We start from the raw sequence: 22,991 nt of genomic DNA on the forward strand, positions 1-22,991 counted from the left end.
TTCTGGACCGCGCCGGCGCTGCAGGCCAATATCAATTGTTGTGAAATGCCAAACCCCTGGTTATAGTGGCCCGGTCATGAACGCCCGCCAGCTCGAGGTCTTCCGCGCCATCATGCGCAACCGCTCATTAACCGCCGCCGCTGAGTCGCTGCACGTCTCGCAGCCGGCCGTGAGCAAGGTGCTGCGCCATTTTGAGATTCAGATCGGCTACAGGCTGTTCGAGCGCCTCGGCGGGCGACTGGTGCCGACGGCAGAGGCGCAACTGCTGTACCGCGATGCCGACCGCATATTTCGAGAGATCGTGGTGCTCCAGGGGCTGTCGGATCGCATCCGCGACAAACAACTCGGCCTGCTGCGCGTAGGCGCCAGCGCGCCGCCGACCTTTGCCTTGCTACCGCATGCGATTGAGCGCTTCCGCCAGCGCAACCCCGGGCTGCGCGTTGTGCTGCAAACCCTGCCGGCCGAGGCCATCGACGAGCACATCCTGGTCGGTGATATCGACCTCGGCGTGACGATGCAGCAGTCAAGCGAACCACAAATCCGTTGCGAGTCGCTGGGCAAGGCCGCCATCGTCGCGCTGATGCGCCACGACTCGCCGCTGGCCGACCTCAAGGTCGTCACGCCGGCCGATCTGGCCGGACAGGCGCTGATCAGCTACGGTGTGAACACGCGGGTAGGCACCATGCTCGAAGTGGCATTTACAGAAGCCGGCGTCGAGCGCCAGGTGCAGATTGAAATCTCGCTGTCGATCGGCGCTCTGCCCCTGGTGCAGCGCGGGCTCGGCGTGGCGCTGGTCGATGGACTGGTGCCGTGGACAAGCTACGGCGCACTCGAGGTGCGGCCGTTCTGCCCGGAAGTGTCTCTGGAGATTGTGCTGTCGACCAGCACCCTGCGACCGCAGACGCGCTATGGCCGCGAATTCGGGCGCGACCTGCGCGCTGCCGTGACCGAGCTGTCGCGACGCGGCTGACAACCCTTTTCCAAGAACGCGCCAGCCGCCCGACGAGAGCTCCGGTACCGAGATGAACACGCCGCGAGCGATGGCATCATCGTTCGGTCCTGGCGAACCACGGCGCCACCTGGCTGCGCCAGTGCTGGCCGCTCAGGCCTGAGCAAATCGCCCGATGGAAAACGCCTCGATCGGCGTCACCGTCTTGCCGGTGGCCAGCAGTTCTGCCATGGTCTCGCCGACGCCCAGGCTGAGCGCAAAACCTTCGCCGTTAAAACCAAACGCATAGTGCAGGCCGGGCACGCGCGCGCTCGGGCCCATCACCGGGCGCGAGTCGCCGACATAACCCTCTATGCCGCTCCAGACGCGCAGCAATTGCAGCCTGGCCATGGCCGGCACAAAACGCCGCAGCTCGCGGAACTGGCGCAAGGTGTTGTCCGGCCTGACGCCGGCGCGGATCGTTTCGGTTGATGCCGGGCCTTTCAGCCCGCCGCCAAACACGATGTTGCCGCGTGTGATTTGACGGAAGTACAAACCCTCTTCTTCGACAGGCGATGACACGCCTATCGACGGGCCAATCGCATACGGCACCGGCTCGGTCACGCCCATCTGCGGGCCGCGTGCTTCCATGGGCACGGGCTCATTAAAGGCCGCTGCGAGTTTGTCCGACCAGGCGCCGCTGGCGACCAGCATCTGCGCCGCTCTGAAAGTTTTTCCGGCTGCGGTGTGGGCGACAAAATCATCGCCGTCCTTTTCAATATGCACGACTTCCTGGTGCTCGAGGATGTCGGCGCCGGCGCGCCGCGCCGCGCGGCCAAAGGCCGGGCCGGCCAGGCGCGGATTGGCATGGCCGTCCAGCGGCGAGAGGGAGCCCGCCACCACTTCCTGGCTGAAAAAACCATAACGCTGGCGCAGCATGTCGGCGCTGAGCAGCTCCAGGTCCAGGCCCATGGGGCGCGCCAGCCTGGCATGCTCTTCAAGTTTGGCGGCTTGTTCGTGGGTGTAGCAGACACGCAGGTGGCCCAGCGGCAAAAACTCTATGTCTTCGCCCAGCAGCGATTTGACGCGGCCCCAGACCGCATGCGCGCGGTTGGCCAGCGGCATTTGTTCCAGCGCGCGGCCCTGGCGCCGCACATTGCCGAAGTTGGTGCCGCTGGCTTGCCGGCCTATGAGCTCGCGTTCAAGCAAGGTCACGCCAAGGCCGTAGTCATGGCGCAAAAAGAAAGCCGTGGTCACACCCATCAGGCCGCCGCCAATAATCAATACATCGCTGCGTTTGTCCTGGCTCATGGCTGCACATCCATCAACAGCGGTTTAACGGGCGCTTGTGAGCGTAGCCGCCCCACATCTTCAATCGGAATATGCGCCGCATGGGCCACCACTTCTGCCGCCGCATGGCCGCAATAACGGCCCTGGCAACGTCCCATGCCGACGCGGCTAAAGGCTTTGGCGCGGTTGATCTCCTGGCTATCCATTTCGTGCACCGAGCGGCGCAATTCGCCGGCGGTCACGGCTTCGCAGCGGCACACCACGGCCGCATCGGGCAGCGTGGCGGCCTGTTGGTGCGGCCACGGAAAAGCGCGCGCCAGGCCTTCACGGAATTTGTTCATGGTGTTCAAGGTGCTGCGCAGTCCCGGCGCCTGCTCCTTGAACAGCGTGCGGCCCTTGTCATCGCCCAGGTCGTGCAGGGCTGCCAGTGCGGCCAGCCGGCCTGCAGCCTCGGCGCCGTCCGCGCCCAGTATGCGTGCGCCGTCGCCGGCCAGATAGATGCCGGCCACGCTGCTGCGGCCATCGCCGTCCATGCGCGGCAGCCATTGGCGGCTCAAGGCATCAAACACAAAGTCGCAGCCCGCCAGATCGGCGAGCTGTGTTTCCGCGCGCAAGTGGTAACCGAGCGCCACGGCATCGCATGGGATGGTTTGTTTGTTGCCATGGGCATCGCGCAGCGTGATGCCGCTGACGCCGCTGTCGGGCGCGCCTTCAACACGCAAGGGCGTGATGCCTTGCCAGACCTTGACGCCCGAGCGTCGCAGCGAGGCGATCAGCCCCAGGCCGCGCAGCAGCAGGCGCGGGCGCGCCAGCAAACCGCGCAGTGCGGCCAGCGGCGGCAGGGCCGGCGAGGTGTCGAGCACGGCTTCGACGTTGGCGCCGGCCTTCACATATTGCGCGGCCACCAGGTACAGCAGCGGCCCGGTGCCGGCAAACACCACGCTGGCGCCGATCGAGCAGGCTTGCGACTTGAGCGCAATCTGCGCTGCGCCCAGGCTGTAGCAACCGGCCAGGTTCCAGCCTTCGACCGGCATCAGCCTGTCGGTCGCGCCGCTGCAGATGATCAGCGCGTCATAGGCCAGGCTTTGCGCCAGGCCCTGGCTCACGGTGTGCAGCATGCCGGGGGTGAGGTTCCAGCTCAGGGTGTCGCTGCGGTAATCGATTTTTTGGCGCAGCGCATCAAAGTCCTGGTGCAGGGACTGGGCCTTGCCGGCTTCGCTGCCGTACAACGTGGCATAAGAGCGCTTAAAACCTTCGGGCTGGCGGCGGTAGATCTGCCCGCCGTCGCGCCTGCCCTCGTCAATCACGATGGGCCGCAGGCCGGCTTCCGCCAGTGCCTGGGCCGCGCGTATGCCGGCGGGACCTGCGCCCACGACGATGACTCGCGGGTTCACGGGTGTTTCGGCCATGTCGCCTCCGGGGTGCGGGTGCTGATGACCATGCCGGCTTGCGCGGGTGTGGTGCAGGCGCGCAGGCGTTGCCCGGTCTGGTCCCAGACCCAGCAGTCCTGGCAGGCGCCCATGAGGCAAAAACCGGCGCGTGTGCCGTCGCCGAATTCCGAATCGCGCACGCGTTTGCCATGGCTTAACAAGGCCACCAGCAGCGTGTCGCCTTCCAGCGCGTTGGCGCTGGCGCCGTCAATTTGCAGGGTGATGGCGGGGCGGCCGGTTTCGGCCAGGCGGACAAAGCGCGCTTGGGAGCTGGTGGGAGAAGGCATGCAAAAAAAAGAGTGATGAAAGCCTTGAGGCGGGCCTCAGGTTGAAGGGTCTATCAGCCGTTCTATCGGATAGTGCGGCTTGATGAAAGGGGACTTGATGACAATAAAGCTGAAGTACTTCTCAATGCCTATATTGCGTTCGAGCAGGCCTTCAATAATGCTTTGGTAGTGGTTGACGCCGCGCGTCGTGAACTTGAGCAGGTAGTCGTAACCGCCGCTGACCAGATGGCATTCCAGGATCTCGTCGATCTCGCGGATCGCCAGCTCAAAACGCACAAAGTCCTCGCGCCTGTGGTCGGCCAGCGTGACCTCGGTGAACACTGTCAGCATGTCGGCCAGTTTGTCGAGTTTGAGCTGCGCGCCGTAACTCGCGATGTACCCGGCTTTCTCCAGCCGTTTGACACGTATCAGGCAGGGGCTGGGCGACAAACCGACCGCATCGGCCAGATCCACATTGGTGATGCGGCCGTTTTTTTGCAGCTGGCAAAGGATGCGGATGTCGAGGCGGTCGAGTTTGAGATCGGTATTCATAAGCCTGATTTTGCGCTACCACCACCGGTTTTGTTAGCCCAGAGCGCGCCGCACTTCGGGCACGGCCAGAACCTCGTCGAGGGTCTTTTCAAGGCGCCGGAAGAGCTGCGAAAATTCGCCCTCGGTGTAGCACAGCGCCGGCGCAAAACCCAGGATGTTGTCGCCAAACGAACGGAACACCAGGCCGTTGCGGTAGCCGGTTTCAAACAGCAGGTCGGACAGGCCCAGCGCGGGGTCAAAGCCGGCTTTGGTGGTTTTGTTGCTGACCAGTTCCAGCGCACCGAGCAAACCGCGGTGACGCGCTTCGCCGACCAGCGGGTGGGCTGTCAGCGCGTCAAGGCCTTGCGCAAAATGTGGCGCCACTTTTTGCGCGTGGGCCAGCATGCCGCCTTCCTGGTAGATGCGTATGACTTCAAGCGCAATCGCGGCGCTCACGGGATGGGCCGAATAGGTCGCGCCGTGGCCGATAGGCACTCCTGGCGCCGCACCGTCGGCAATGCCGGCATACACCGCGTCGGACATCATCAGCGCGCCCATGGGCGCATAACCCGAGGTCAGGCCCTTGGCCATGGTCATCAGGTCGGGTTCCACGCCTTCGGCCTGGCACGCAAACATCGGGCCGGTGCGGCCAAAACCCGTGATGACCTCATCGACCACAAACAGTATGCCGAGTTCGGTGCAAGCCTGGCGCATGGCCTTGAGCCAGCCCGTGGGCGGCACGATCACGCCGCCCGAGCCTTGTATCGGCTCGCAGAAAAATGCCGCAACATTATCTGCGCCCAGGCTGGCGACTTTGGCGCGCAGCGACTGCACCGAGGCGTCTATGACGGACTGCGCGGTGCTGCCTTCAGGGCTGCGGTACAGATAAGGCGAGGCAATGTAATGCTGCTCCGGGCGCGGCAGGTCAAAACCGCGGTGAAAGACCGGCAGTGCGGTCAGGCCTGCGCCGGTGGACGACGAGCCGTGGTAACCGCGCTCCAGCGAGATGAACTGCTTTTTGCCGGGGCGGCCGGTGGCGTTGTAGTAATGCACGATCAGGCGCACGGCGGCATCGATGGCTTCGGAGCCGCCCAGCGTCAGGTAAACGTGCTTGAGCGACGGCGGCGCAATCTCGACCAGTTTGGCGGCCAGCTGAATGGCCGGTTCGCTGCCGAAGTGGAAATAACCCGTGGCATAGGGCAGCTTGCGCATTTGCGCTGTGGCGGCTTGCACCACGCTCTCCTGGCCGTAGCCGACGTTGACGCACCACAGGCCGGCAAAGGCGTCCAGCAGTTCATTGCCGGCGGCGTCTTTGAGCCAGGCGCCGTGGCCGGACTCCAGCACGGTGACGCCGCGCTGTTCGTGTTTGCGCCAGGGCGCAACAGGGTGGATCAGATGGGCGCGGTCTAGGTCTATGAGGGAGGAGGTGTTGGACGGCATGGTGCGGCAGCAGTGGTTCGATGGAATGCTGTCATCGTAAGCCGCCATCGCTGGTGACTGCTGCTGCTTTGGGTGCTTGCGGTGCAGCAGCCTGCTGTTGTGAAAGCACTGGCAGCAGATCGTGCGGCGCGCGTTTTTATTTTTAGTAACCGCGCGTGCGGTCTACCAGCCCGGTCATGGTCTCGCCGGCTTCATAACGGCGCAGGTTGTCCAGCATCACATCGACCGCGCTTTCAGGCTGGGTCATGCTGCCGATATGCGGCGTGAGCCAGATGTTGGGGTGTTGCCAGAACGGATGACTGGCTGGCGGCGGTTCGGGATCGCAGACATCGATCACCGCCTCGCTGAGCTGGCCGCTGGCCAGCGCGCCCAGCAGATCGTCGGTGACCAGGTGCTGGCCACGGCCCACATGCACCAGCGCGGCGCCCTGCGGCAGGCCGGCAAAAAACCGGTGATTGAGCATGCCGCGCGTCTCGGGCGTCAAAGGCAGCAGGCATATCAGTATGTCGGTGCGCGCCAGAAAATCGGGCAGCGAGTCCTGGCCGGCAAAACACTGCACGCCTTCGACATGGCGTTGCGATCGGCTCCAGCCCGCGCAGTCAAAACCAAAGGTGCGCAACTGCGCCAACACGGCCTGGCCCAGGCTGCCCAGGCCCAGCACGCCGACGCGCCGTTGGGCGGCCGGCATGACCGGCAGCGCCTGCCAGCGGGCCGCGCGCTGCTGGCGCTGGTAAAGCGGCATGTTGCGGTGCAGCCCCAGCACCGCGAAGCAGGCGTATTCGACCATGCCATTGACCAGGCCCGGTTCAACCATGCGCACCACCGGCAATTCCGGCGGCAGCAAGGACAGGTCGAACTGGTCCACGCCGGCGGCTATGGAAAACAGCACCTCGAGATTCGGGAAGGTTTTTTTAATGTCTTGGGGCGGTTCCCAGGCGGCCAGGAAGCGGACTTTTTCGGGGTCGCCGATATCGGGCCAGATACGGAACTCGCGCTGCGGCGCTTTCTGGGTAAACAACTGGCGCCATACAGCGCCACGCGCTGGATCGGCTTTGTATAAAAATGTCATCTCAGTCTTCCAACCCCATGCATTCAAATTAACCCAGAGCCTGGCTGGCCAGCGCGAATAGACGCACATCGGCATCGCGCTGCAGGGCCGGCCCGCGCACCATGGCCAGCGGCCCGCCGGCGCGCTGCAGCCCCAGGCTTTCAAGCCAGGTCGTCATGCCGCTGGCAAAGTCCACATCAACGCGCACAAATTTGCCGACGCACTGGTTGACCCAGTAGGCGATCAGGGCTTTGGCGCCTTCTGCATCGGGCGCAATCACCGGGCCAATCGCCCGGCCGCGGCCAAAACGCCGCATCATCGCAAACCCCTGGGCTTCGCCGTCGCGGTCCAGCACCACGGTGTCGGCCTTGTTGATCAGATGCCGTATCAGCGCATCGCGCGGCATGCCGCAGGCTGCCGTGTCCAGTGCTATCAGGCGTTCGGTGTCGTTGCGGCTTAGCGGGCGCAGGCGCAGGCCGGGCTCCAGCGCGATCAACGGTGCCTGCACCGCCTTGCCCTGGTGCTGGCGCACTTCACCGGTGGCGATAAAACCCAGGCGCTCGTAAAGGCCACGGCCCTCTGCCGTCGCATGCAGCAGCACCGAGCGGCCTTCGAGGCGGTCCAGCAGGCCTAGCATGAGGCGCTGGCCTATACGCCGGCCCTGGCAGTGCGGCGCGACTATCACCATGCCCACGGTGGCGGTGTGGTCGCCCCAGGGCCAGCAGATCGCGGTGCCGACGATTTCGCCGTCGCTCCTGGCCACCAGGCCTTCGCCAAAACTCAGCAGAAACTCCCAGTCGGCAAGCCGGTGCGGCCAGCGCACTTCTTGCGACAGCCCATGGGCGGCCGGCAAGTCGTCGGCCGTCATGGCTTGCAGCACGATACCGTCGTCAGAGGTTTTCAGGGTTTGAGGAAAAGAGGGCACGACATTCTCCGATACGTCAAAAAGCAGGCTCACTATTGCCTAATTTTCGGCGCACCGCCAGTCAAATTTGCATGCCTGGGGCGGGTTTCACAATTTCGCCATGATCGTTTATGAAGGCCGTCGTAATCGCAACTTGCTGCGCTGGCGCGGGCTGCTACAGCAGCAAATGCCGCGGCAGCGTGGCTAGCATGCAAGTTGCTTTTATTCCTGATAACGAGGCCCAGTTTGCAAACATTCGATCCGAATCAAATCAGCGTCCCCACAGGGCATTTTATTAACGGCGCTTTGGTCGGCGATGCCGGCGCAGAAACGATGGCGGTGCGCCGTCCGTCCGACGGCCAGGTGTATGCGCAGCTGCCGCTGGCCGATGAGGCGCTGGTGGACCGCGCTGTCGAGGCCTCATGGAAAGCCTGGCGCAGCAGCGACTGGGCACGCCGCGCGCCGCGCGACCGTGCGCGCGTGCTCAGGCGCTGGGCTGACCTGGTCGAAGCCGATGCGCCCACCCTGGGCCTGATAGAAGCCGTGGGTTCAACCCGCCCGGTGCGCGATGTGATGGCCTGGGACATTCCCTTCACCGCTGAAGGCCTGCGCTTTTTTGCCGAGTATGCCGACAAGATAGGCGGCGAGGTTGCGGCCACGCAGCATAGCCAGCTCGGCATGACGATTGCCGAACCCTATGGTGTGGTGGGCGCGATCACACCCTGGAATTTTCCGTTGGTGATGGTGTCGTGGAAGGTCGGCGCCGCGCTCGCCGCAGGCAATGCGGTGGTGCTGAAACCTTCTGAACTCACGCCCTTCAGTTCGCTGCGGCTGGCCGAGTTGGCCGTGCAGGCCGGTGTGCCGGCGGATATCTTTAATGTGGTCCAGGGTTATGGCCATGTGGCCGGCGACGCGCTGAGCCGGCATCAGCGCATTGCCAAGATGACGTTTACCGGATCAACCCGCACCGGCTCCAGCATCATGGCTACCTGCGCGCAATACGGCCCCAAACCCGTGACGCTGGAACTGGGCGGAAAAAGCCCGCAGCTGGTGTTTGACGATGCACCGGATATCGACAGACTTGCGGCCCTGATTGCGGGTGCCATCACCGGCAATGCGGGCCAGGTCTGTGTCGCCGGCTCGCGCCTGATTGTGCAGCGCGGTATTGCCGAGGAGCTCATCGAGCGTGTCGCCGCACACTTTGCGGCTCACCGCCCTGGCCCAACCTGGGATGCCGAGGCCACGCTGCCACCCATCATTTCTGCTTCGCAGGGTGTGCGGATTGATGGCATTGTGAGCCGTGCAAAAGAGGCGGGCGCCATCGTGCGCTGCGGTGGCTCGTTTGCCGATATCGCGGCTGCGCGTCAGGGCGGTGCGTATTACCTGCCCACATTGCTGGAAGGTGTGGACGGCGACAACCCTGCCGTGCGCGAGGAAATCTTTGGCCCTGTGTTGACGGTGCAGACCTTCGAAGAGGAAGATGAAGGCTTGTTGCTGGCCGCTCATGAATGCTACGGCCTGGCCGCCGGTGTGCATACGGCGGACATCAGCCGCGCGCTGCGTGCGGTGCGCAAGCTGGAGGCCGGTACGGTCTGGGTTAACCGGTATGGGCGCAGCAATGATTTTGTGATTCCCACCGGCGGTTATCACCAGTCGGGCATAGGCAAGGACCTGGGACGCCAGGCGGTGGAAGCCAACCTGCGTTTCAAGAGCGTGCTGGTCGACTTTGCCGTGCCGGTTTAGGCCGCGCCCTGTTCATGGGCGGCCTAGGGTTAACGCGAAGTATTTTGGTGCCGGGTGCACTTCCAGCGTGCGCACCGCAGTCCATGCCGGGCGGGCCGTCCAAAACACCAGTTTTCGCTTTGAAGTGGCCTCAATACGCCTCAAATATTTTTTAGGCCCATGTTTCAATGACGTCATGGTGACAGGCGAATAAGCGCATCGCTTAAACATCTGAAACCTTTTTTTTTCAACCTTCAATCTAATCAGGACTCCAGACATGAGCTTCCGCCCGAAATTCATTACTTTTGACTGCTACGGCACCCTGACGCGTTTTCGCATGGGCGACATGGCCCGCGAGATGTTTGCCGACCGTATCCCGGCCGCGCAGATGGAGCTGTTTGTCGCCGACTTCAGCGCCTACCGTTTTGACGAAGTGCTGGGCGCCTGGAAGCCTTATGCCGATGTGCTCAAGAACGCCTTGAACCGCACCTGCAAAAAGTGGAACATCAAGTGCACCGACGCCGAAGGCCAAGCTTACTACGACGCCGTGCCCACCTGGGGGCCGCACGCCGATGTGCCTGCCGGCCTGTCGCGCATCGCCGACAAGATTCCGCTGGTCATTCTTTCCAACGCGTCCAACGACCAGATACACAAGAACGTAGACAAGCTCGGTGCGCCATTTCATCGTGTTTTCACCGCTCAGCAGGCCCAGGCTTACAAGCCGCGTCTGCAGGCCTTTGAGTACATGCTGGACCAGCTCGGTTGCGGTCCTGAAGACGTTCTCCATGTCTCGTCCAGCCTGCGCTACGACCTGATGTCGGCTGATGACCTGGGCATCAAAAACAAGGTGTTCGTCAATCGCGGTCATGGTCCTGGCAACCCGGCGTACAACTACGTCGAGATCCAGGACATCGGCGGCTTGCCCGGTGTGGTCGGCCTTTAATTTTTGACACGGCGGATATGAAACTCCACTCCTACTGGACCGACAGCGCCCCGCTGTTTGCGCCCGCGCAAGAGGCCTTGCCGGCCCGTGCCGACGTGGTGATTGTGGGCGGTGGGTTTACCGGCCTGTCCGCCGCGTTGGCGCTGGCCAAGCGCGGCGCCAAGGTCGTGGTGCTGGAAGCCGGCGCCGTGGCCGGCGAAGCATCGGGCCGCAACGGCGGCCACGTCAATAACGGCCTGGCGGTGGACTACGCGCTGCTGGCCGAGCGTGTCGGCAGCGAAAAAGCCGGCGACTGGTACCGCGCCTATGATGCGGCGGTCAATACCGTGGCCCAAGTGATCCGCGAGGAAAACATAGACTGTTATTTCGAGCGCAACGGCAAACTCAAGCTGGCTTCGCGCCCCGCACATTACGACACGCTGGCGCGCGGCCTGGACCGCCTGCGCCGCGAGGTCGATGCCGATGTGGAATTGCTCAACGCGTCCCAGGTCAGGCAGGAAGTCGATAGCGACAAGTTTTACGGCGGGCTGCTGCAAAAACGCAGCGGGCAAATGCACATGGGCTGTTTTGCCGTGGGCCTGGCGCAAGCGGCGATCAAGCACGGCGCGCAGATCCATGCGCAGACGCCGGCCATGAAGCTGGAACGCATCACGTCCACCGGCCACGCGCACCGTGTGCATACCGCGCGTGGCGTGATTGAGGCGGCGCAGGTGCTGGTTGCCACGGGCGCCACGCTGCATGGCAACTACGGCAGCTACGGTTTCTGGCGTCGGCGCATTGTGCCCATAGGCAGTTTCATCATCACCACCGAATCGCTGGGGCGCGAACGCGCGCTCAAGGTTTTGTCGGGCCGCCGCACCTATACGACGACGGCCAACATCCATAACTATTTCCGCCTCACGCACGACGACCGGCTGGTCTTTGGCGGGCGGGCGCGGTTTGCGATGTCAAGCCCGCAGTCGGACGCCAAAAGCGGCCTCATCCTGCAGCAGGCGCTGGCGCAGATGTTCCCTCAGCTCGGCGACGTGCGCATCGACTACTGCTGGGGCGGCCTGGTCGATATGACGCAGGACCGGCTGCCGCACGCGGGCCAGCACAACGGTTTGTATTACTCGATGGGTTACAGCGGGCACGGCACACAGATGTCGGTGCACATGGGCCAGTGCATGGCGCGTGTGATGGGCGGCGAGCTTTCGGCCAACCCCTGGCGCGACCTGCGCTGGCCGGCGATTCCGGGCCACTTCGGGCCGCCCTGGTTTTTGCCCGCGATCGGCCTGTACTACCGCCTCAAAGACAAATTGCTTTGATCTCTTTGCTCTGACCTCTTTTAGTTGTTATCGAACCACCACCCAGGAGAACCGCGATGAACGAAAGCAAAAAACTGCAAGCCTTGATCGGCCCCCAGGAAAGCATGCGCGTGATGAACGCGATGCAGACAGGCGCCAAGCGGCGCGATGTGCTCGCCATGCTCATGGCCGGCGGCATGCAGGCCACGCTGGCCGGTAGCCTGGCGGGCCTCGCCGGTGTTGCCCATGCGCAGACCCCGCGCCGTGGCGGACGGATTCGGGTGGCCGGCGCTACCGCTGCCATCAATGACACGCTGGATCCGGCCAAGCAGTCCAACCAGAGCGACTACATTCGCGGCAGCATGTTTTACAACGGCCTCACGGTGCTGGACGGCAGCCTCACGCCGCGCCCCGCGCTGGCCGAGGAGTTCACCACCAGGGATGCGACCACCTGGGTCTTCAAGCTCCGCAAGGGCGTGCAGTTCCATGACGGCAAGCCGCTGGTCCCGGCCGACGTGGTGTTCTCGCTGATGCGCCACAAGGACCCGGCCACGGCCTCCAAGGCCAAGGCGCTGGCCGACCAGATTGAAGACGTCAAGGCCACCGGCCCGAACGAAGTCACGATCAGGCTGACTGCGCCTAACGCCGACTTGCCGGTGATCCTGGGCACCTTCCACTTCCATATCGTCAAGGACGGCACCACCGACTTCAATGCCGGCATCGGCACCGGCCCTTACAAGGTCAAGGAATTCAAGCCTGGCGTGCGCTCGATCGCGGTGCGCAACGACGCCTATTGGAAGCCTGGCCGTCCCTACCTCGACGAGATTGAATACGTAGGCATCGGCGACGAAGGCGCGCGCGTCAATGCGCTGCTGTCGGGCGACCTGGACCTGGTGGGCTCGGTCAATCCGCGTTCGGTGCAGCGGGTGCGCGACTCCGCCGGCCATGCGATCTTTGAGACGCAGGCGGGCCAGTACACCGACCTGGTGATGCGTCGCGAGGGTGGCCCGGGCTCCAACCCCGACTTTGTGCTGGCCATGAAGTACCTGTTCGACCGCGAGCAGATGAAGCGCTCCATTGCGCTGGGCCATGCGGTCGTTGCCAATGACCAGCCTATCGATCCGACCAACCGCTTTTACTTCGCGGGCCTGCCGCAGCGCGCCTTCGATCTGGACAAGGCCAAGTTCCACCTGCAAAAAGCCAATCTGGGCAGTGCCCCGATTCCGGTTGTGGCCTCGCCCGCGGCGCTGTATTCTGTCGAGATGGCATTGGTGATGCAGCAGACGGCGCAGAAACTGGGCTTGAACCTGGACGTCAAACGCATGCCTGCCGACGGCTACTGGTCGAATCACTGGATGAAGAGCCCGGTCGGTTTCGGCAACGTCAATCCGCGCCCCAGCGCCGACACGCTGTTCACGCAGTTCTTCAAGTCGGATGCGGCCTGGAACGAGTCGGGCTGGAAAAACGAGAAGTTCGACCAGCTGCTGGTTGCCGCGCGTGCCGAGACCGACGACACCAAGCGCCGCAAGATGTACGCCGACATGCAGGTGCTGGTGCACGAGCAGGGCGGCATCGGCATTCCGCTGTTCCTGGCCAGCATTGACGGCCACTCGAAGAAACTCAAGGGCTTGTCGCCTATCCCGGTCGGCGGCCTGATGGGCTACGCCTTCGCTGAACACGTCTGGCTGGAAGCATGAACCTGCAACTCCTGCGCCTTATCGCGGGCCGGCTGGCCGTGGGGCTGGTATCGCTTCTTATCGTGTCGGCCGTCGTGTTTACGATCACGGGTTTGTTGCCCGGCGACGCGGCGCAGGAGCAGCTGGGCCAGGAGGCGACGCCTGAAGCCCTGGCAGCGCTGCGCCAGCAAATGGGCCTCACGCAGTCCGGCCCGGAACGTTACTGGCAGTGGCTGAACGGCTTGCTGCGCGGCAACCCGGGCCAGTCGATTGTCAGCAGCGCACCGGTCGCCGACCTGATCGGCAGCCGGCTGCCCAACTCGCTGATGCTGGCCGGCGTGACCGCGCTGGTGTCGGTGCCGCTGGCGCTGCTGCTGGGCATTTTGTCGGCGGTCTGGCGCGGCTCCTGGTTTGACCGCGCCGCCAGCATGGGCGCGGTGGCCGTGGTCTCGGTGCCCGAATTTTTGGTCGCCACACTCGCGGTGCTGGTGTTTGCGGTGCATTTGCGCTGGCTGCCGGCGCTGTCTTATTCGGTTGACATCTCGTCGCCGGGCCAGATGCTGCGCTCGTTTGCGATGCCGGTCATGAGCCTGTCCTGCGTGATCATTGCGCAGATGATGCGCATGACACGCGCTGCGGTGATTGACCAGCTGCGCGCGCCGTATATCGAGATGGTCAAGCTCAAGGGCGCTTCGCCTGCCCGCATGGTGCTGGCGCATGCCTTGCCCAACGCGATCGGCCCGATAGCCAATGCGGTGGCACTGAGCCTGTCGTATTTGCTGGGCGGCGTGATCATTATCGAAACCATTTTTAACTACCCCGGCATCGCCAAACTCATGGTCGATGGCGTGAGCCAGCGCGACATGCCGCTGGTGCAAGCCTGCGCGATGATTTTTTGCGCTGCTTATCTGATTCTTGTGACGCTCGCCGATCTCTGCGGCATCGTCGCCAACCCAAGGCTGCGCCACCAATGAGCACCGCTATTGAAACCATTCCGCCCGCCGCCGTTCCGGCGCGCCTGGTGCCGCGCCTGTCGCGCTGGTCGCGTACCGGCCTGCTGGGTCTGGCGGTGCTGGTCTTCTGGCTGTTTATTGCGGCCGCAGGGCCGTGGATACTGCCGCACGGCTCGGCCGACATGAGCACGGCAGGCGTTTTTGACGCGATCAGCCGGACCCATTGGCTGGGCACCGATTACCTGGGCCGCGACATCCTGAGCCGCGTCATGGACGGCGCGCGCTACACCGTCGGCGTAGCGCTGGCCGCCACCGTGATGGCCTGCGCCGCGGGCACGCTGCTGGGCCTGCTGGCAGCCGTCAACGGCGGCTGGTTTGACGCCGTGTTGAGCCGGCTGCTGGATACGCTGGTGTCGATCCCGAGCAAGATGCTGGCGCTGATCATTGTGGCGGCTTTCGGCTCCTCGATACCGCTGTTGATCGTCACGGTGGCGGTGGTCTACACGCCGGGCGCTTACCGCATCGCACGCGCGCTGGCGGTCAATATCAACGCCATGGACTATGTGACCGTGGCGCGCGCGCGCGGCGAAGGCCGCATGTACATCATGCTGCGCGAAGTGCTGCCCAATATCGCCGGCCCCTTGCTGGCCGATATGGGCCTGCGTTTTGTGTATGCCGTGCTGTTGTTGGCGAGCCTGAGTTTCCTTGGCCTGGGCGTGCAGCCGCCGGTGGCCGACTGGGGTTCGCTGGTGCGCGAAAACATCGGCGCCTTGCCGACCGGCGGCGCGGCGGTGATTGCGCCGGCGCTGGCGATTGCCACGCTCACGATTGCCGTGAACCTGGTCATAGACAACCTGCCCGGCCGGGCCCAAGCCAACCAGGAGAGCCGCTGATGGGCGCGAGTGTAGAAGTCAGCCACCTGAACATTGTGGCCCAGGCAGGCGGCAAAGACCTGCCTATCGTCACCGACGTGTCCTTCAGGATTGAGCCCGGCGAAGTGCTGGCGCTGATAGGCGAATCGGGCTCGGGCAAGACCACCATCGCCTTGTCGCTGATGGGGTATGCGCGCCAGGGCTGCCGGATTTCGGGCGGCACCATCCGTGTCGGCGATGTCGATGTATTGGGCCTGTCGGCCGGCGAGCAGCGCAGCCTGCGCGGGCGCACCGTGTCTTACATCGCGCAAAGCGCGGCGGCGTCGTTCAACCCGTCGCGAACCATCATGGACCAGGTCGTTGAGGTGGCCAGCATCCACGGGCTGATGCCGCGCGAGCAGGCCGAGGCCAAGGCCGTGGCGCTGTTCCGCGACCTGGCGCTGCCGAATCCGCAAACCATTGGCCAGCGTTACCCGCACCAGGTCTCCGGCGGCCAGCTGCAGCGCCTGATGGCGGCCATGGCGCTGATTTGCGACCCGGCGCTAGTGATCCTGGATGAGCCGACCACAGCACTCGACGTGACCACCCAGATCGAGGTGCTGCAGGCCTTTCGCCGCGTCGTGCGTGAGCGCAACACGACCGCCGTGTATGTGACCCACGACCTGGCCGTGGTCGCGCAAATGGCCGACCGCATCCTGGTCTTGCGCCAGGGCCGGCAGCAGGAGCAGGCCGAGACCCGGCAGATCATTGAAAGCCCGCAGGATGACTACACCAAAAGCCTGATTGCCGCCGCCAAACCCGCGCCGCGTGATGCCGGCCGTCTGGCGCCGGATGCCGCAAGCACGCCGCTGCTGGAAGTGCGCAGCCTGATCGCCGGTTACGGCGCACTCGATAAGCGCGGCCTGCCAGCTTCGCCGGTGCTGAACGATGTGAGTTTTACATTGCATCGCGGCCAGGCGCTGGGGGTGATTGGCGAGTCGGGTTCGGGCAAGACCACGCTGGCGCGGGCCATCGCAGGCCTGGTCGCGCCCGCGCGCGGCCAGATTTTGTTTGACGGCCAGGCGCTGGCGCCCGAGGTGCCGGGGCGCAGCCGCGACCAGCTGCGGCGCGTGCAAATCGTGTTCCAGATGGCCGACACCGCGCTGAACCCGGCGCACACCATAGAGATGCTGTTGGCGCGGCCCCTGCAGCTGTATTTCGGCTTGAAGGGCGAGCCTTTGAAAAAGCGCATTGCCCAGTTGCTGGACCTGGTGCAGCTGCCCGCGCAGTGCGCGCAGCGGCTGCCGGGCGGCCTGTCGGGCGGGCAAAAACAGCGCGTCAATTTTGCGCGCGCGCTGGCCGCCGAGCCGGATCTGATCCTGTGCGATGAAGTCACCTCGGCGCTGGACACCGTGGTCGGCGCTGCGGTGCTTGACCTGCTGGCGCAGCTGCGCCGTGAACTCGGTTTGTCCTATGTGTTCATCAGCCACGACCTCAACACCGTGCGCGCCGTTTGCGACGACATTGTGGTTCTGTACGCGGGCAACAAGGTCGAGTCTGTGCCGCGCGCCGCCTTTTCGCAGGCTGCACGCCACCCTTACTTTGAATTGCTCGCGAGCTCGGTGCCCGAACTGCGCCAGGGCTGGCTGGACCAGCGCAGCAGCACCAGCCGCCTGGCCTTGCCGCCTATGGCGGTTGGCACACCGCCCAATCCCGAACTCTGCAGCTTTCTGGATCGTTGCCCCTTGCGTGTCTCCGGCGCCTGCGATACCACCGCGCCGCCGCGCCGGCGCTTGAGCAGCGATGTGGAAATTCTGTGCCACCGCAGCGAAGCCGACCTGATAGCCCTGCAGCCCGCCAGCGTTTAAAGCCTGCTTCATCTGCCTAACCTGTTGATTCATCTCCATGCCTTTGACCCTCTCCCAAACCGATCTGCTGCGCCAGCAGAACTTTATCAACCACCAATGGCAGGAGGCGCAAAGCGGCGCCTGGCTGCCGGTCAGCGACCCGGCCACGGGCCTTGACTTTGCCCATGTGCCCGACAGCGGCGCGGCCGATGCGCTGGCTGCCGTGGATGCCGCGCATGCGGCGTTCCCGGCCTGGCGTGCGCGCAGTGCGCGTGAACGCGCGCAATTTCTGAAACGCTGGCATGCGCTCATCATGGCCAACCAGCAGGACCTGGGCCGGCTGATCTCGCGCGAGCAGGGCAAACCGCTGGCCGAAGGCGTGGGCGAGGTCGCTTATGCCGCCAGTTATGTCGAGTGGTTTGCCGAAGAGGCGACCCGCACTTACGGCGACATGATTCCCGAGCCCGCGCGCGGCCGCAAACTCATGGTGGTCAAGGAGCCGGTTGGTGTGGTGGCCGCCATCACGCCCTGGAACTTTCCCGCCGCCATGATCGCGCGCAAGATTGCGCCGGCGCTGGCCGCCGGCTGCACCGTGGTCGCCAAACCGGCCGAAGACACGCCGCTGACCTCGCTGGCGCTGGTGCTGCTCGCGCAGCAGGCCGGCCTGCCACCCGGCGTGCTGAACATGGTCACCGCCTCGCGCGAAAAAACGCCTGAAGTCGTGGATGTCTGGCTGGCCGACGCACGCGTGCGCAAGATCACCTTCACCGGCTCCACGCCGGTCGGCAAACACCTGGCGCGCGAGTCTGCGGGCACGCTGAAAAAACTCTCGCTGGAGCTGGGCGGCAACGCGCCCTTTATCGTTTTTGACGATGCCGATATCGACGCGGCGGTCAACGGCCTGATGGCGGCCAAATTCCGCAACGGCGGCCAGACCTGTGTCTGCCCCAACCGTGTGTTTGTGCAGGGCGCCGTGCATGATGCGTTTGTGGAAAAACTGCGGGCGCGTGTGGGTGCGCTCAAGGTCGGGCCAGCCAGCGCACCCGACTCGCAGATCGGGCCGATGATCAACGCGCGCGCGGTAGAGAAGATTGAACGCCATGTCGCCGATGCCGTGGCCAAGGGCGCGCGCATCGCGGTGGGCGGCAAACGCCTGGAGGGCGCGGCCTATGCCAGCCCCAACTACTATGCGCCCACCGTGCTGACCGGCGCCCATTCCGGCATGGCCTGCTCGCTGGAAGAAACCTTTGGCCCGGTGGTGCCGGTGACGCGCTTTGGCAGCGAGGCCGAGGTGATAGCCGCCGCCAACGACACGCCGTTTGGCCTGGCGGCGTACTTTTATTCCAGCAATATCGCGCGCGTCTGGCGCATGGCCGATGCGCTGGAGAGCGGTATCGTCGGCATCAACGAAGGCGCACTGGCCGCCGAAGTTGCGCCCTTCGGCGGCATCAAGGAATCGGGCTATGGCCGGGAGGGCTCGCGCTACGGGCTGGACGACTACATGCACACCAAATACCTGTGTCAGGGACAGCTGGCTTGAGGCCGTAGCTATCGGCGCGGCTCAGCCCGCGGTTTTGGGGCTGCCGCCCGCAGGCATGGTGCTGCTTGCGGGTCGCCTTCCTTGACCGCCCAATGCAGCGCAACGACCGAGCCGACCGTCCTTCAGCCAGCCGGCGAGGCCGGTGACTTCGAGAATCACTGGCAGGCGGTCACGCAAACAGCCAGGCCAGTGCGCCAGCTTTTTACCGGCACGGTGAGCCGTTACGCACAGCGCACTGCGCTCGCTGATCGGGGCTGGCCACCCACGTTATCGCCCCCAGATAAACCGGGCGTAGACAGTGATTAAATTGGAAGCAAATAACCAAAAAGGCGCGCGCAGTCGCTCAGCGTTTTTGCAGCAGCCCGCCCAGCATGCCCATCAGGTCGCCGCCATTGCCCAGGCCTTGCGCGGGCGCCTGGCCATCGGGCGTCAGGTGGTTGATCAGGCCAGGCAGCATTTGCGAGAGCTGGCCGGCGGCCTGGTCGGGCGCCACGCCCAGCCTGGCGGCGATGTCGGAAATGGTGCCGGCGCCCAGTGCGCTGGTGATTTGCTCGCCGGACACGGGCTGGTTGGGGCCGCCGCCAATCCAGGAGTTGATGGCGCCTCCCAGACCGGCCTGTTCAAACTTGCTCACCAGGCCGCCCAGGCCGCCGTGTTCACCATCGTTGCCCAGCATGCCCGTGGCAATCTGGAGCAGCTGCGGGTTGCTGGCCAGCATGCCCATCAGGCCGCCCAGACCGGTTGCGCCGGCCTCGCCCGAGGCGGGTTGCTGGCCCTGGTTCATGACCGCGCCCAATACCGAATCAAGTAATCCCATAACAAACTCCTGAAGTTAAGAAGGACCGGCGCAGACATGCTGCACAGCAGCACTTCAACGGCGATTCAGGCATTCTGGCCCCTGCGCTGGCCGAGCGCAAGCCAGGCCAGGGCCAGCCCGGTCAGGCCCAGCGGCAGCAGCGAGCCCATGTTCAGCAGCGCCCAGCCCTGGGTGGTGACCAGCACGCCGGAAGCCAGCGAAGAGACCGCCAGCACCGCGAACACGCAGAAATTGAGGGCGCCCTGTGCCTTGTCTTTTTCTTCCGGGCGGTAGGCCGTCAGGGCCAGCGTGGTGCTGCCGGTGAACAGGAAGTTCCAGCCCAGGCCGAGCAAAAACAGCGCGAGCAGGAATTGCTGGAGATCGACACCCGACAGCGCAATCCCCACGCACAGCATGTTGAGGGCCAGCCCGACGGCCATGATGGGCAGCGTGCCAAAGCGCTTGATCAGGTGGCCGGTGAAAAAGCCCGGCGCAAACATGCCGATCACATGCCATTCCAGCACCAGCGCCACGTTGGAGAACGGTAGGCCGCAGGTCTGCATGGCAATCGGCGTGGCGGCCATCAGCAGGTTCATCACGCCATAGCCCAGCGCCCCGGCTGCGGCGGCAACGATAAAGACCGGCTGGCGCATGATTTCGCCCAGCGGCCGGCCTTCATGAGCCCCCACGCTCGTCACTTCGTGTACTTCGCTGCCCCCCGAGGGGGCTGGCCTTGCTTGGGGCGGCCCGGCGCGGCGGCCGTGGCCACCGCCGGATTCGTCCGGCGGAAAATGGATGAAGGCCAGCAGCAGCATGGACAGCAGGGCCACGCCGGCCAGCGCCAGGTAGGCGCCGGCAAAGGGCGTCTCGGTCAGGCTGCGTGTCTGCGCCGCCAGATTCGGGCCGAGTACCGCGCCTATCAGGCCGCCGGCCATCACCAGCGAAACGGCTTTTTCGCGAAACGCCGGCAACGCCAGCTCGGCGGCGGCAAAGCGGTAGAGCTGCGCATTGGCGTTGTAATAGCCGGCCACCACGGTGGCCATCACCAGCAGCCAGAAGTTTTTGCTGTGGGCCGCGTAGCCGCACAGCAGGGCCGAGGCCAGCGCCACCGCCAGGCCAAGCAGGAAGGAGGCTTTGCGGCCAAAGCGGCTTTGCGTACGCGCCACCAGCCCGGTCGAGAGCGCGCCGCCGACCACATAACCCATGACCGGCAGGGTCGCCATCCAGCCCAGCGGCGCCAGGCTCAGGCCGACCAGGCCGTTGATGGCGATGAAGGTGACGTTGTTGGTGAGAAACAGGCCCTGGCAGATGGCCAGCAGCCAGAGATGGCGGTTCATGGGCCAAGTGTATAGAGCGCCACGGCCCGGCGGGCGTGGCGTGGCGATTTATTTGCATCAAACAGGCCTGCAGCCCTTGTGAAACGGGCGCGGGTAGCTATGAAAAGTGGAGTGAGAGGACGGAAAATGAAATAAGAAGAGAAGCGTCTTCAAGGCCGGCCCCCCTGCCCTGCCTTGCGGCCGGGGGCGAGCAGGCCGGCCTGTTCCCAGCGTTGGCCGGCTCGGATCCGTCTTCCGGGCCGGCGGCCGTCGCCTCATGGACAGCTCATGCGCTGAGAATGGCGAGCACCGCCAGCGGCGCGGTTTCGGCGCGCAGGATGCGCGGACCCAGGGTGACGGGCCGGAAACCGCAGGCGATGGCGGCGGCCTCTTCGGCCGGGCTCAGGCCGCCTTCCGGGCCGCTGAGAAAGGTCAGCGCGCCGGTTGGTGCCACAGCCTCGGCCAGCGGCCGCGTGCCCGGCTGCAGGGACAGCAGCAGGCGCGTGTCCGCCGCGGCCGCATCGGAATTGCTTTTGAGCCATTCCGCCAGTCCGCTGGCCTCGTGGATCAGCGGCAGTCGGTTGCGCCCACATTGCTCGCAGGCGGCGATGGCGACGCCGCGCCAGTGCGCCAGCTTCTTGTCGGCGCGTTCGCCCTTGAGACGCAGCACGCTGCGCTCGCTCATCAGGGGCTGGATGCTGGCCACGCCCAGCTCGCTGGCTTTTTCGACCAGCCAGTCCATGCGCTCGTTGGCCGGCATGCCCAGCACCAGGTGAATGGCGCGCCCGGCTTCGCGGGCGGTGGCGCTGTAGGCGCCGACCGTGACGCGGACCTCGCTGCGGCCCATGTGCTCGACGGTGGCCTCAAACTCGCCTTCGCTGCCGGGCCGGCCATCGCCCTGCCCGTTGAACAGCGTGAGGGCATCGCCGGGCTGCAGGCGCAGCACCTGGACATGGCGGGCGGCCTGCTCGGGCAGGCTCACCGTGCTGCCGGGAACCAGGGCCAGATCGGCGTAGAAACGGGCGCTCACGGCGTTGGCGCGCACCGTTGAAGCGCGCAGAGTGCTATGAAAATAGTAGCGTCATGCACCTGTCTATCAAGGGATGGAGGCTGGTTTGGCATCAAAATGTGTAACCCACACGGGTTTCGTTGCCCTCGATCTCGTCAAGCAGCACCATCAGCGGCCCGAGCTGGCGGTAGCGCGCGCAGGTCGCGCGCGCGTACTTGATGAAGCGCGGCGTGTCGGCCAGGTACTTGGGCTTGCCGTCGCGCAAGGTCAGGCGCGCAAAAATGCCCAGCACCTTGAGGTGGCGCTGCAGGCCCATCCACTCGACGGCGCGGTAGAACTCGCCGAAGTCGTCGCCGACCGGCAGCCCGGCCCGGCGCGCCTTTTGCCAGTAGCGCACGGTGATGTCGAGCACGAAGTCCTCTTCCCAGCTCAGGAAGGCATCGCGCATCAGGCTGGCAATGTCGTAGCTGATGGGGCCGTAGACGGCGTCCTGGAAGTCCAGCACGCCCAGCTGGCCGCTGTTGTCCAGCATCAGGTTGCGCGGCATGAAGTCGCGGTGCACATAGACGCGTGCGCCGCCTAGCGATTCGAGGTTGCTGGCCTTGATCTGCGCGAAGGCCTTGTCCAGGGTTTCGCGCTGGCTGGCCTTGAGGGTGATGCCGCGGTGTTGCGCCACATACCAGTCGGGAAAGAGCGCCAGCTCACGGCTTAGCAGTGCGTCGTCATAGGGCGGCAATACACCGGGCCGGGAGGCGAGCTGCCAGCGCACCAGCGCATCGACGGCGTCCAGGTACAGCGCGTGGTGCGCGGCGCTGGGCTGGGCGATAGCATCGACGGCAGCCGGCGGCGCCATCACGTCCAGCATGGTTTGCGCGCCCAGGTCGTTCAGCAGCATGAAGCCCTGGGCTTCGTCCCAGGCCAGCACGCGCGGCGCGCTCAGGCCGGCCTCGGCCATCAGGCCCGCCACCTTGACGAAGGGCCGGCAGTCTTCGTGCGCCGGCGGGGCGTCCATGATGATGCAGCTGCCCGAAGCGACTTCGGCATCGACCCTGAAGTAACGGCGAAAGCTCGCATCGGCAGAGGCCAGCCGCAACGTATTGGCGTGCAATTTGTGCTGCGGGGCAGTGGCGGCCAGCCAGCGGCCAAAAGCGCTGGCGCGTGCGGGATCGGCCCAGGCGATGGAGGCTGTGGTCATGATTCTTGGGCCGCCGTCAA

General features: G+C 64.9%; 20 protein-coding genes. 9 read left to right on the top strand and 11 right to left on the bottom strand.

The genetic code is table 11. The annotated features are described in order from the left end of the window. Positions 1–76 precede the first annotated feature (76 nt). Positions 77–970, top strand: a complete 894-nt coding sequence (locus PJE01S_RS12475) for a LysR substrate-binding domain-containing protein (protein ID WP_157090316.1) — start codon at positions 77–79, stop codon at positions 968–970. A gap of 132 nt (positions 971–1,102) precedes the next feature. Here the strand turns inward: PJE01S_RS12475 and PJE01S_RS12480 are convergent, their stop codons facing one another. The 7 genes from PJE01S_RS12480 to PJE01S_RS12510 all read right to left on the bottom strand — a co-directional run bounded on the left by PJE01S_RS12480 (position 1,103) and on the right by PJE01S_RS12510 (position 7,858). Then, entirely contained in the window at positions 1,103–2,239 is a 1,137-nt protein-coding gene (locus PJE01S_RS12480) for an NAD(P)/FAD-dependent oxidoreductase (RefSeq protein WP_068833956.1), read from the bottom strand. Beyond that, entirely contained in the window at positions 2,236–3,627 is a 1,392-nt protein-coding gene (locus PJE01S_RS12485; protein WP_068833957.1) for an FAD/NAD(P)-dependent oxidoreductase, read from the bottom strand. The genes PJE01S_RS12480 and PJE01S_RS12485 overlap by 4 nt, the downstream gene beginning before the upstream one ends. After that, positions 3,609–3,935 (bottom strand): (2Fe-2S)-binding protein, encoded by a 327-nt coding sequence (locus PJE01S_RS12490; RefSeq protein WP_068833958.1) that lies wholly within the window; start codon positions 3,933–3,935, stop codon positions 3,609–3,611. Before PJE01S_RS12490 ends, PJE01S_RS12485 begins: the two co-directional genes overlap by 19 nt. Positions 3,936–3,971: 36 nt before the next feature. After that, positions 3,972–4,466 (bottom strand): Lrp/AsnC family transcriptional regulator, encoded by a 495-nt coding sequence (locus PJE01S_RS12495; RefSeq protein ID WP_068833959.1) that lies wholly within the window; start codon positions 4,464–4,466, stop codon positions 3,972–3,974. A 33-nt stretch (positions 4,467–4,499) separates the two neighbouring features. Further along, positions 4,500–5,885, bottom strand: a complete 1,386-nt coding sequence (locus PJE01S_RS12500; RefSeq protein WP_068834048.1) for an aspartate aminotransferase family protein — start codon at positions 5,883–5,885, stop codon at positions 4,500–4,502. 142 nt (positions 5,886–6,027) lie between these two features. Then, entirely contained in the window at positions 6,028–6,954 is a 927-nt protein-coding gene (locus PJE01S_RS12505) for a 2-hydroxyacid dehydrogenase (RefSeq protein ID WP_068833960.1), read from the bottom strand. Between the two features lie 28 nt (positions 6,955–6,982). Further along, entirely contained in the window at positions 6,983–7,858 is an 876-nt protein-coding gene (locus PJE01S_RS12510) for a GNAT family N-acetyltransferase (RefSeq protein WP_068834049.1), read from the bottom strand. Positions 7,859–8,083: 225 nt separating this feature from the next. Between PJE01S_RS12510 and PJE01S_RS12515 the strand changes: the two genes are divergently transcribed. The 8 genes from PJE01S_RS12515 to PJE01S_RS12550 all read left to right on the top strand — a co-directional run bounded on the left by PJE01S_RS12515 (position 8,084) and on the right by PJE01S_RS12550 (position 18,655). Continuing rightward, positions 8,084–9,580: an aldehyde dehydrogenase family protein gene (locus PJE01S_RS12515; RefSeq protein ID WP_068833961.1), complete on the top strand. Its 1,497-nt coding sequence runs from the start codon at positions 8,084–8,086 to the stop codon at positions 9,578–9,580. 256 nt (positions 9,581–9,836) lie between these two features. Continuing rightward, positions 9,837–10,502: a haloacid dehalogenase type II gene (locus PJE01S_RS12520; RefSeq protein WP_068833962.1), complete on the top strand. Its 666-nt coding sequence runs from the start codon at positions 9,837–9,839 to the stop codon at positions 10,500–10,502. Positions 10,503–10,519: 17 nt separating this feature from the next. Then, a complete protein-coding gene (locus tag PJE01S_RS12525) occupies positions 10,520–11,809 on the top strand; it encodes an NAD(P)/FAD-dependent oxidoreductase (protein ID WP_068833963.1) in 1,290 nt (429 codons plus the stop codon). Positions 11,810–11,865: 56 nt separating this feature from the next. Next, a complete protein-coding gene (locus tag PJE01S_RS12530) occupies positions 11,866–13,485 on the top strand; it encodes an ABC transporter substrate-binding protein (protein WP_068833964.1) in 1,620 nt (539 codons plus the stop codon). Further along, positions 13,482–14,438, top strand: a complete 957-nt coding sequence (locus PJE01S_RS12535; RefSeq protein WP_068833965.1) for an ABC transporter permease — start codon at positions 13,482–13,484, stop codon at positions 14,436–14,438. Before PJE01S_RS12530 ends, PJE01S_RS12535 begins: the two co-directional genes overlap by 4 nt. Then, the gene (locus PJE01S_RS12540; protein WP_157090317.1) at positions 14,435–15,310 is read left to right on the top strand and encodes an ABC transporter permease; all 876 of its coding nucleotides are present in this window, start codon (positions 14,435–14,437) and stop codon (positions 15,308–15,310) included. Before PJE01S_RS12535 ends, PJE01S_RS12540 begins: the two co-directional genes overlap by 4 nt. Next, on the top strand, positions 15,310–17,136 hold the full coding sequence (locus PJE01S_RS12545; RefSeq protein WP_068833966.1) for an ABC transporter ATP-binding protein: 1,827 nt from the start codon (positions 15,310–15,312) through the stop codon (positions 17,134–17,136). The genes PJE01S_RS12540 and PJE01S_RS12545 overlap by 1 nt, the downstream gene beginning before the upstream one ends. A gap of 37 nt (positions 17,137–17,173) precedes the next feature. Next, complete coding sequence (locus PJE01S_RS12550) at positions 17,174–18,655, top strand: NAD-dependent succinate-semialdehyde dehydrogenase (protein ID WP_068833967.1); 1,482 nt, start codon at positions 17,174–17,176, stop codon at positions 18,653–18,655. Between the two features lie 343 nt (positions 18,656–18,998). Here PJE01S_RS12550 and PJE01S_RS12555 read toward each other — a convergent pair whose 3' ends face one another. The 4 genes from PJE01S_RS12555 to PJE01S_RS12570 all read right to left on the bottom strand — a co-directional run bounded on the left by PJE01S_RS12555 (position 18,999) and on the right by PJE01S_RS12570 (position 22,971). Then, positions 18,999–19,472, bottom strand: coding sequence for a YidB family protein (locus PJE01S_RS12555; RefSeq protein ID WP_068833968.1), 474 nt, complete (start codon positions 19,470–19,472; stop codon positions 18,999–19,001). Between the two features lie 65 nt (positions 19,473–19,537). Continuing rightward, entirely contained in the window at positions 19,538–20,788 is a 1,251-nt protein-coding gene (locus tag PJE01S_RS12560; protein ID WP_068833969.1) for an MFS transporter, read from the bottom strand. Positions 20,789–21,053: 265 nt separating this feature from the next. Then, the gene (locus PJE01S_RS12565) at positions 21,054–21,797 is read right to left on the bottom strand and encodes a 16S rRNA (uracil(1498)-N(3))-methyltransferase (protein WP_068834051.1); all 744 of its coding nucleotides are present in this window, start codon (positions 21,795–21,797) and stop codon (positions 21,054–21,056) included. A gap of 91 nt (positions 21,798–21,888) precedes the next feature. Next, a complete protein-coding gene (locus PJE01S_RS12570) occupies positions 21,889–22,971 on the bottom strand; it encodes an aminoglycoside phosphotransferase family protein (protein ID WP_068833970.1) in 1,083 nt (360 codons plus the stop codon). Positions 22,972–22,991 lie beyond the last annotated feature (20 nt).

The organism is Polaromonas jejuensis NBRC 106434 (assembly GCF_001598235.1).
In the GTDB taxonomy this organism is placed as follows: Bacteria; Pseudomonadota; Gammaproteobacteria; order Burkholderiales; family Burkholderiaceae_C; genus Polaromonas; species Polaromonas jejuensis.

What these genes read in the sequence shown, in the direction of transcription:
- PJE01S_RS12555 (WP_068833968.1), bottom strand. Translation starts at nt 19,472, where the DNA reads ATGGGATTACTTGATTCGGTATTGGGCGCGGTCATGAACCAGGGCCAG.
- PJE01S_RS12550 (WP_068833967.1), top strand. Translation starts at nt 17,174, where the DNA reads ATGCCTTTGACCCTCTCCCAAACCGATCTGCTGCGCCAGCAGAACTTT.
- PJE01S_RS12475 (WP_157090316.1), top strand. Translation starts at nt 77, where the DNA reads ATGAACGCCCGCCAGCTCGAGGTCTTCCGCGCCATCATGCGCAACCGC.
- PJE01S_RS12540 (WP_157090317.1), top strand. Translation starts at nt 14,435, where the DNA reads ATGAGCACCGCTATTGAAACCATTCCGCCCGCCGCCGTTCCGGCGCGC.
- PJE01S_RS12500 (WP_068834048.1), bottom strand. Translation starts at nt 5,885, where the DNA reads ATGCCGTCCAACACCTCCTCCCTCATAGACCTAGACCGCGCCCATCTG.
- PJE01S_RS12480 (WP_068833956.1), bottom strand. Translation starts at nt 2,239, where the DNA reads ATGAGCCAGGACAAACGCAGCGATGTATTGATTATTGGCGGCGGCCTG.
- PJE01S_RS12545 (WP_068833966.1), top strand. Translation starts at nt 15,310, where the DNA reads ATGGGCGCGAGTGTAGAAGTCAGCCACCTGAACATTGTGGCCCAGGCA.
- PJE01S_RS12485 (WP_068833957.1), bottom strand. Translation starts at nt 3,627, where the DNA reads ATGGCCGAAACACCCGTGAACCCGCGAGTCATCGTCGTGGGCGCAGGT.
- PJE01S_RS12560 (WP_068833969.1), bottom strand. Translation starts at nt 20,788, where the DNA reads ATGAACCGCCATCTCTGGCTGCTGGCCATCTGCCAGGGCCTGTTTCTC.
- PJE01S_RS12530 (WP_068833964.1), top strand. Translation starts at nt 11,866, where the DNA reads ATGAACGAAAGCAAAAAACTGCAAGCCTTGATCGGCCCCCAGGAAAGC.
- PJE01S_RS12570 (WP_068833970.1), bottom strand. Translation starts at nt 22,971, where the DNA reads ATGACCACAGCCTCCATCGCCTGGGCCGATCCCGCACGCGCCAGCGCT.
- PJE01S_RS12520 (WP_068833962.1), top strand. Translation starts at nt 9,837, where the DNA reads ATGAGCTTCCGCCCGAAATTCATTACTTTTGACTGCTACGGCACCCTG.
- PJE01S_RS12525 (WP_068833963.1), top strand. Translation starts at nt 10,520, where the DNA reads ATGAAACTCCACTCCTACTGGACCGACAGCGCCCCGCTGTTTGCGCCC.
- PJE01S_RS12490 (WP_068833958.1), bottom strand. Translation starts at nt 3,935, where the DNA reads ATGCCTTCTCCCACCAGCTCCCAAGCGCGCTTTGTCCGCCTGGCCGAA.
- PJE01S_RS12535 (WP_068833965.1), top strand. Translation starts at nt 13,482, where the DNA reads ATGAACCTGCAACTCCTGCGCCTTATCGCGGGCCGGCTGGCCGTGGGG.
- PJE01S_RS12495 (WP_068833959.1), bottom strand. Translation starts at nt 4,466, where the DNA reads ATGAATACCGATCTCAAACTCGACCGCCTCGACATCCGCATCCTTTGC.
- PJE01S_RS12505 (WP_068833960.1), bottom strand. Translation starts at nt 6,954, where the DNA reads ATGACATTTTTATACAAAGCCGATCCAGCGCGTGGCGCTGTATGGCGC.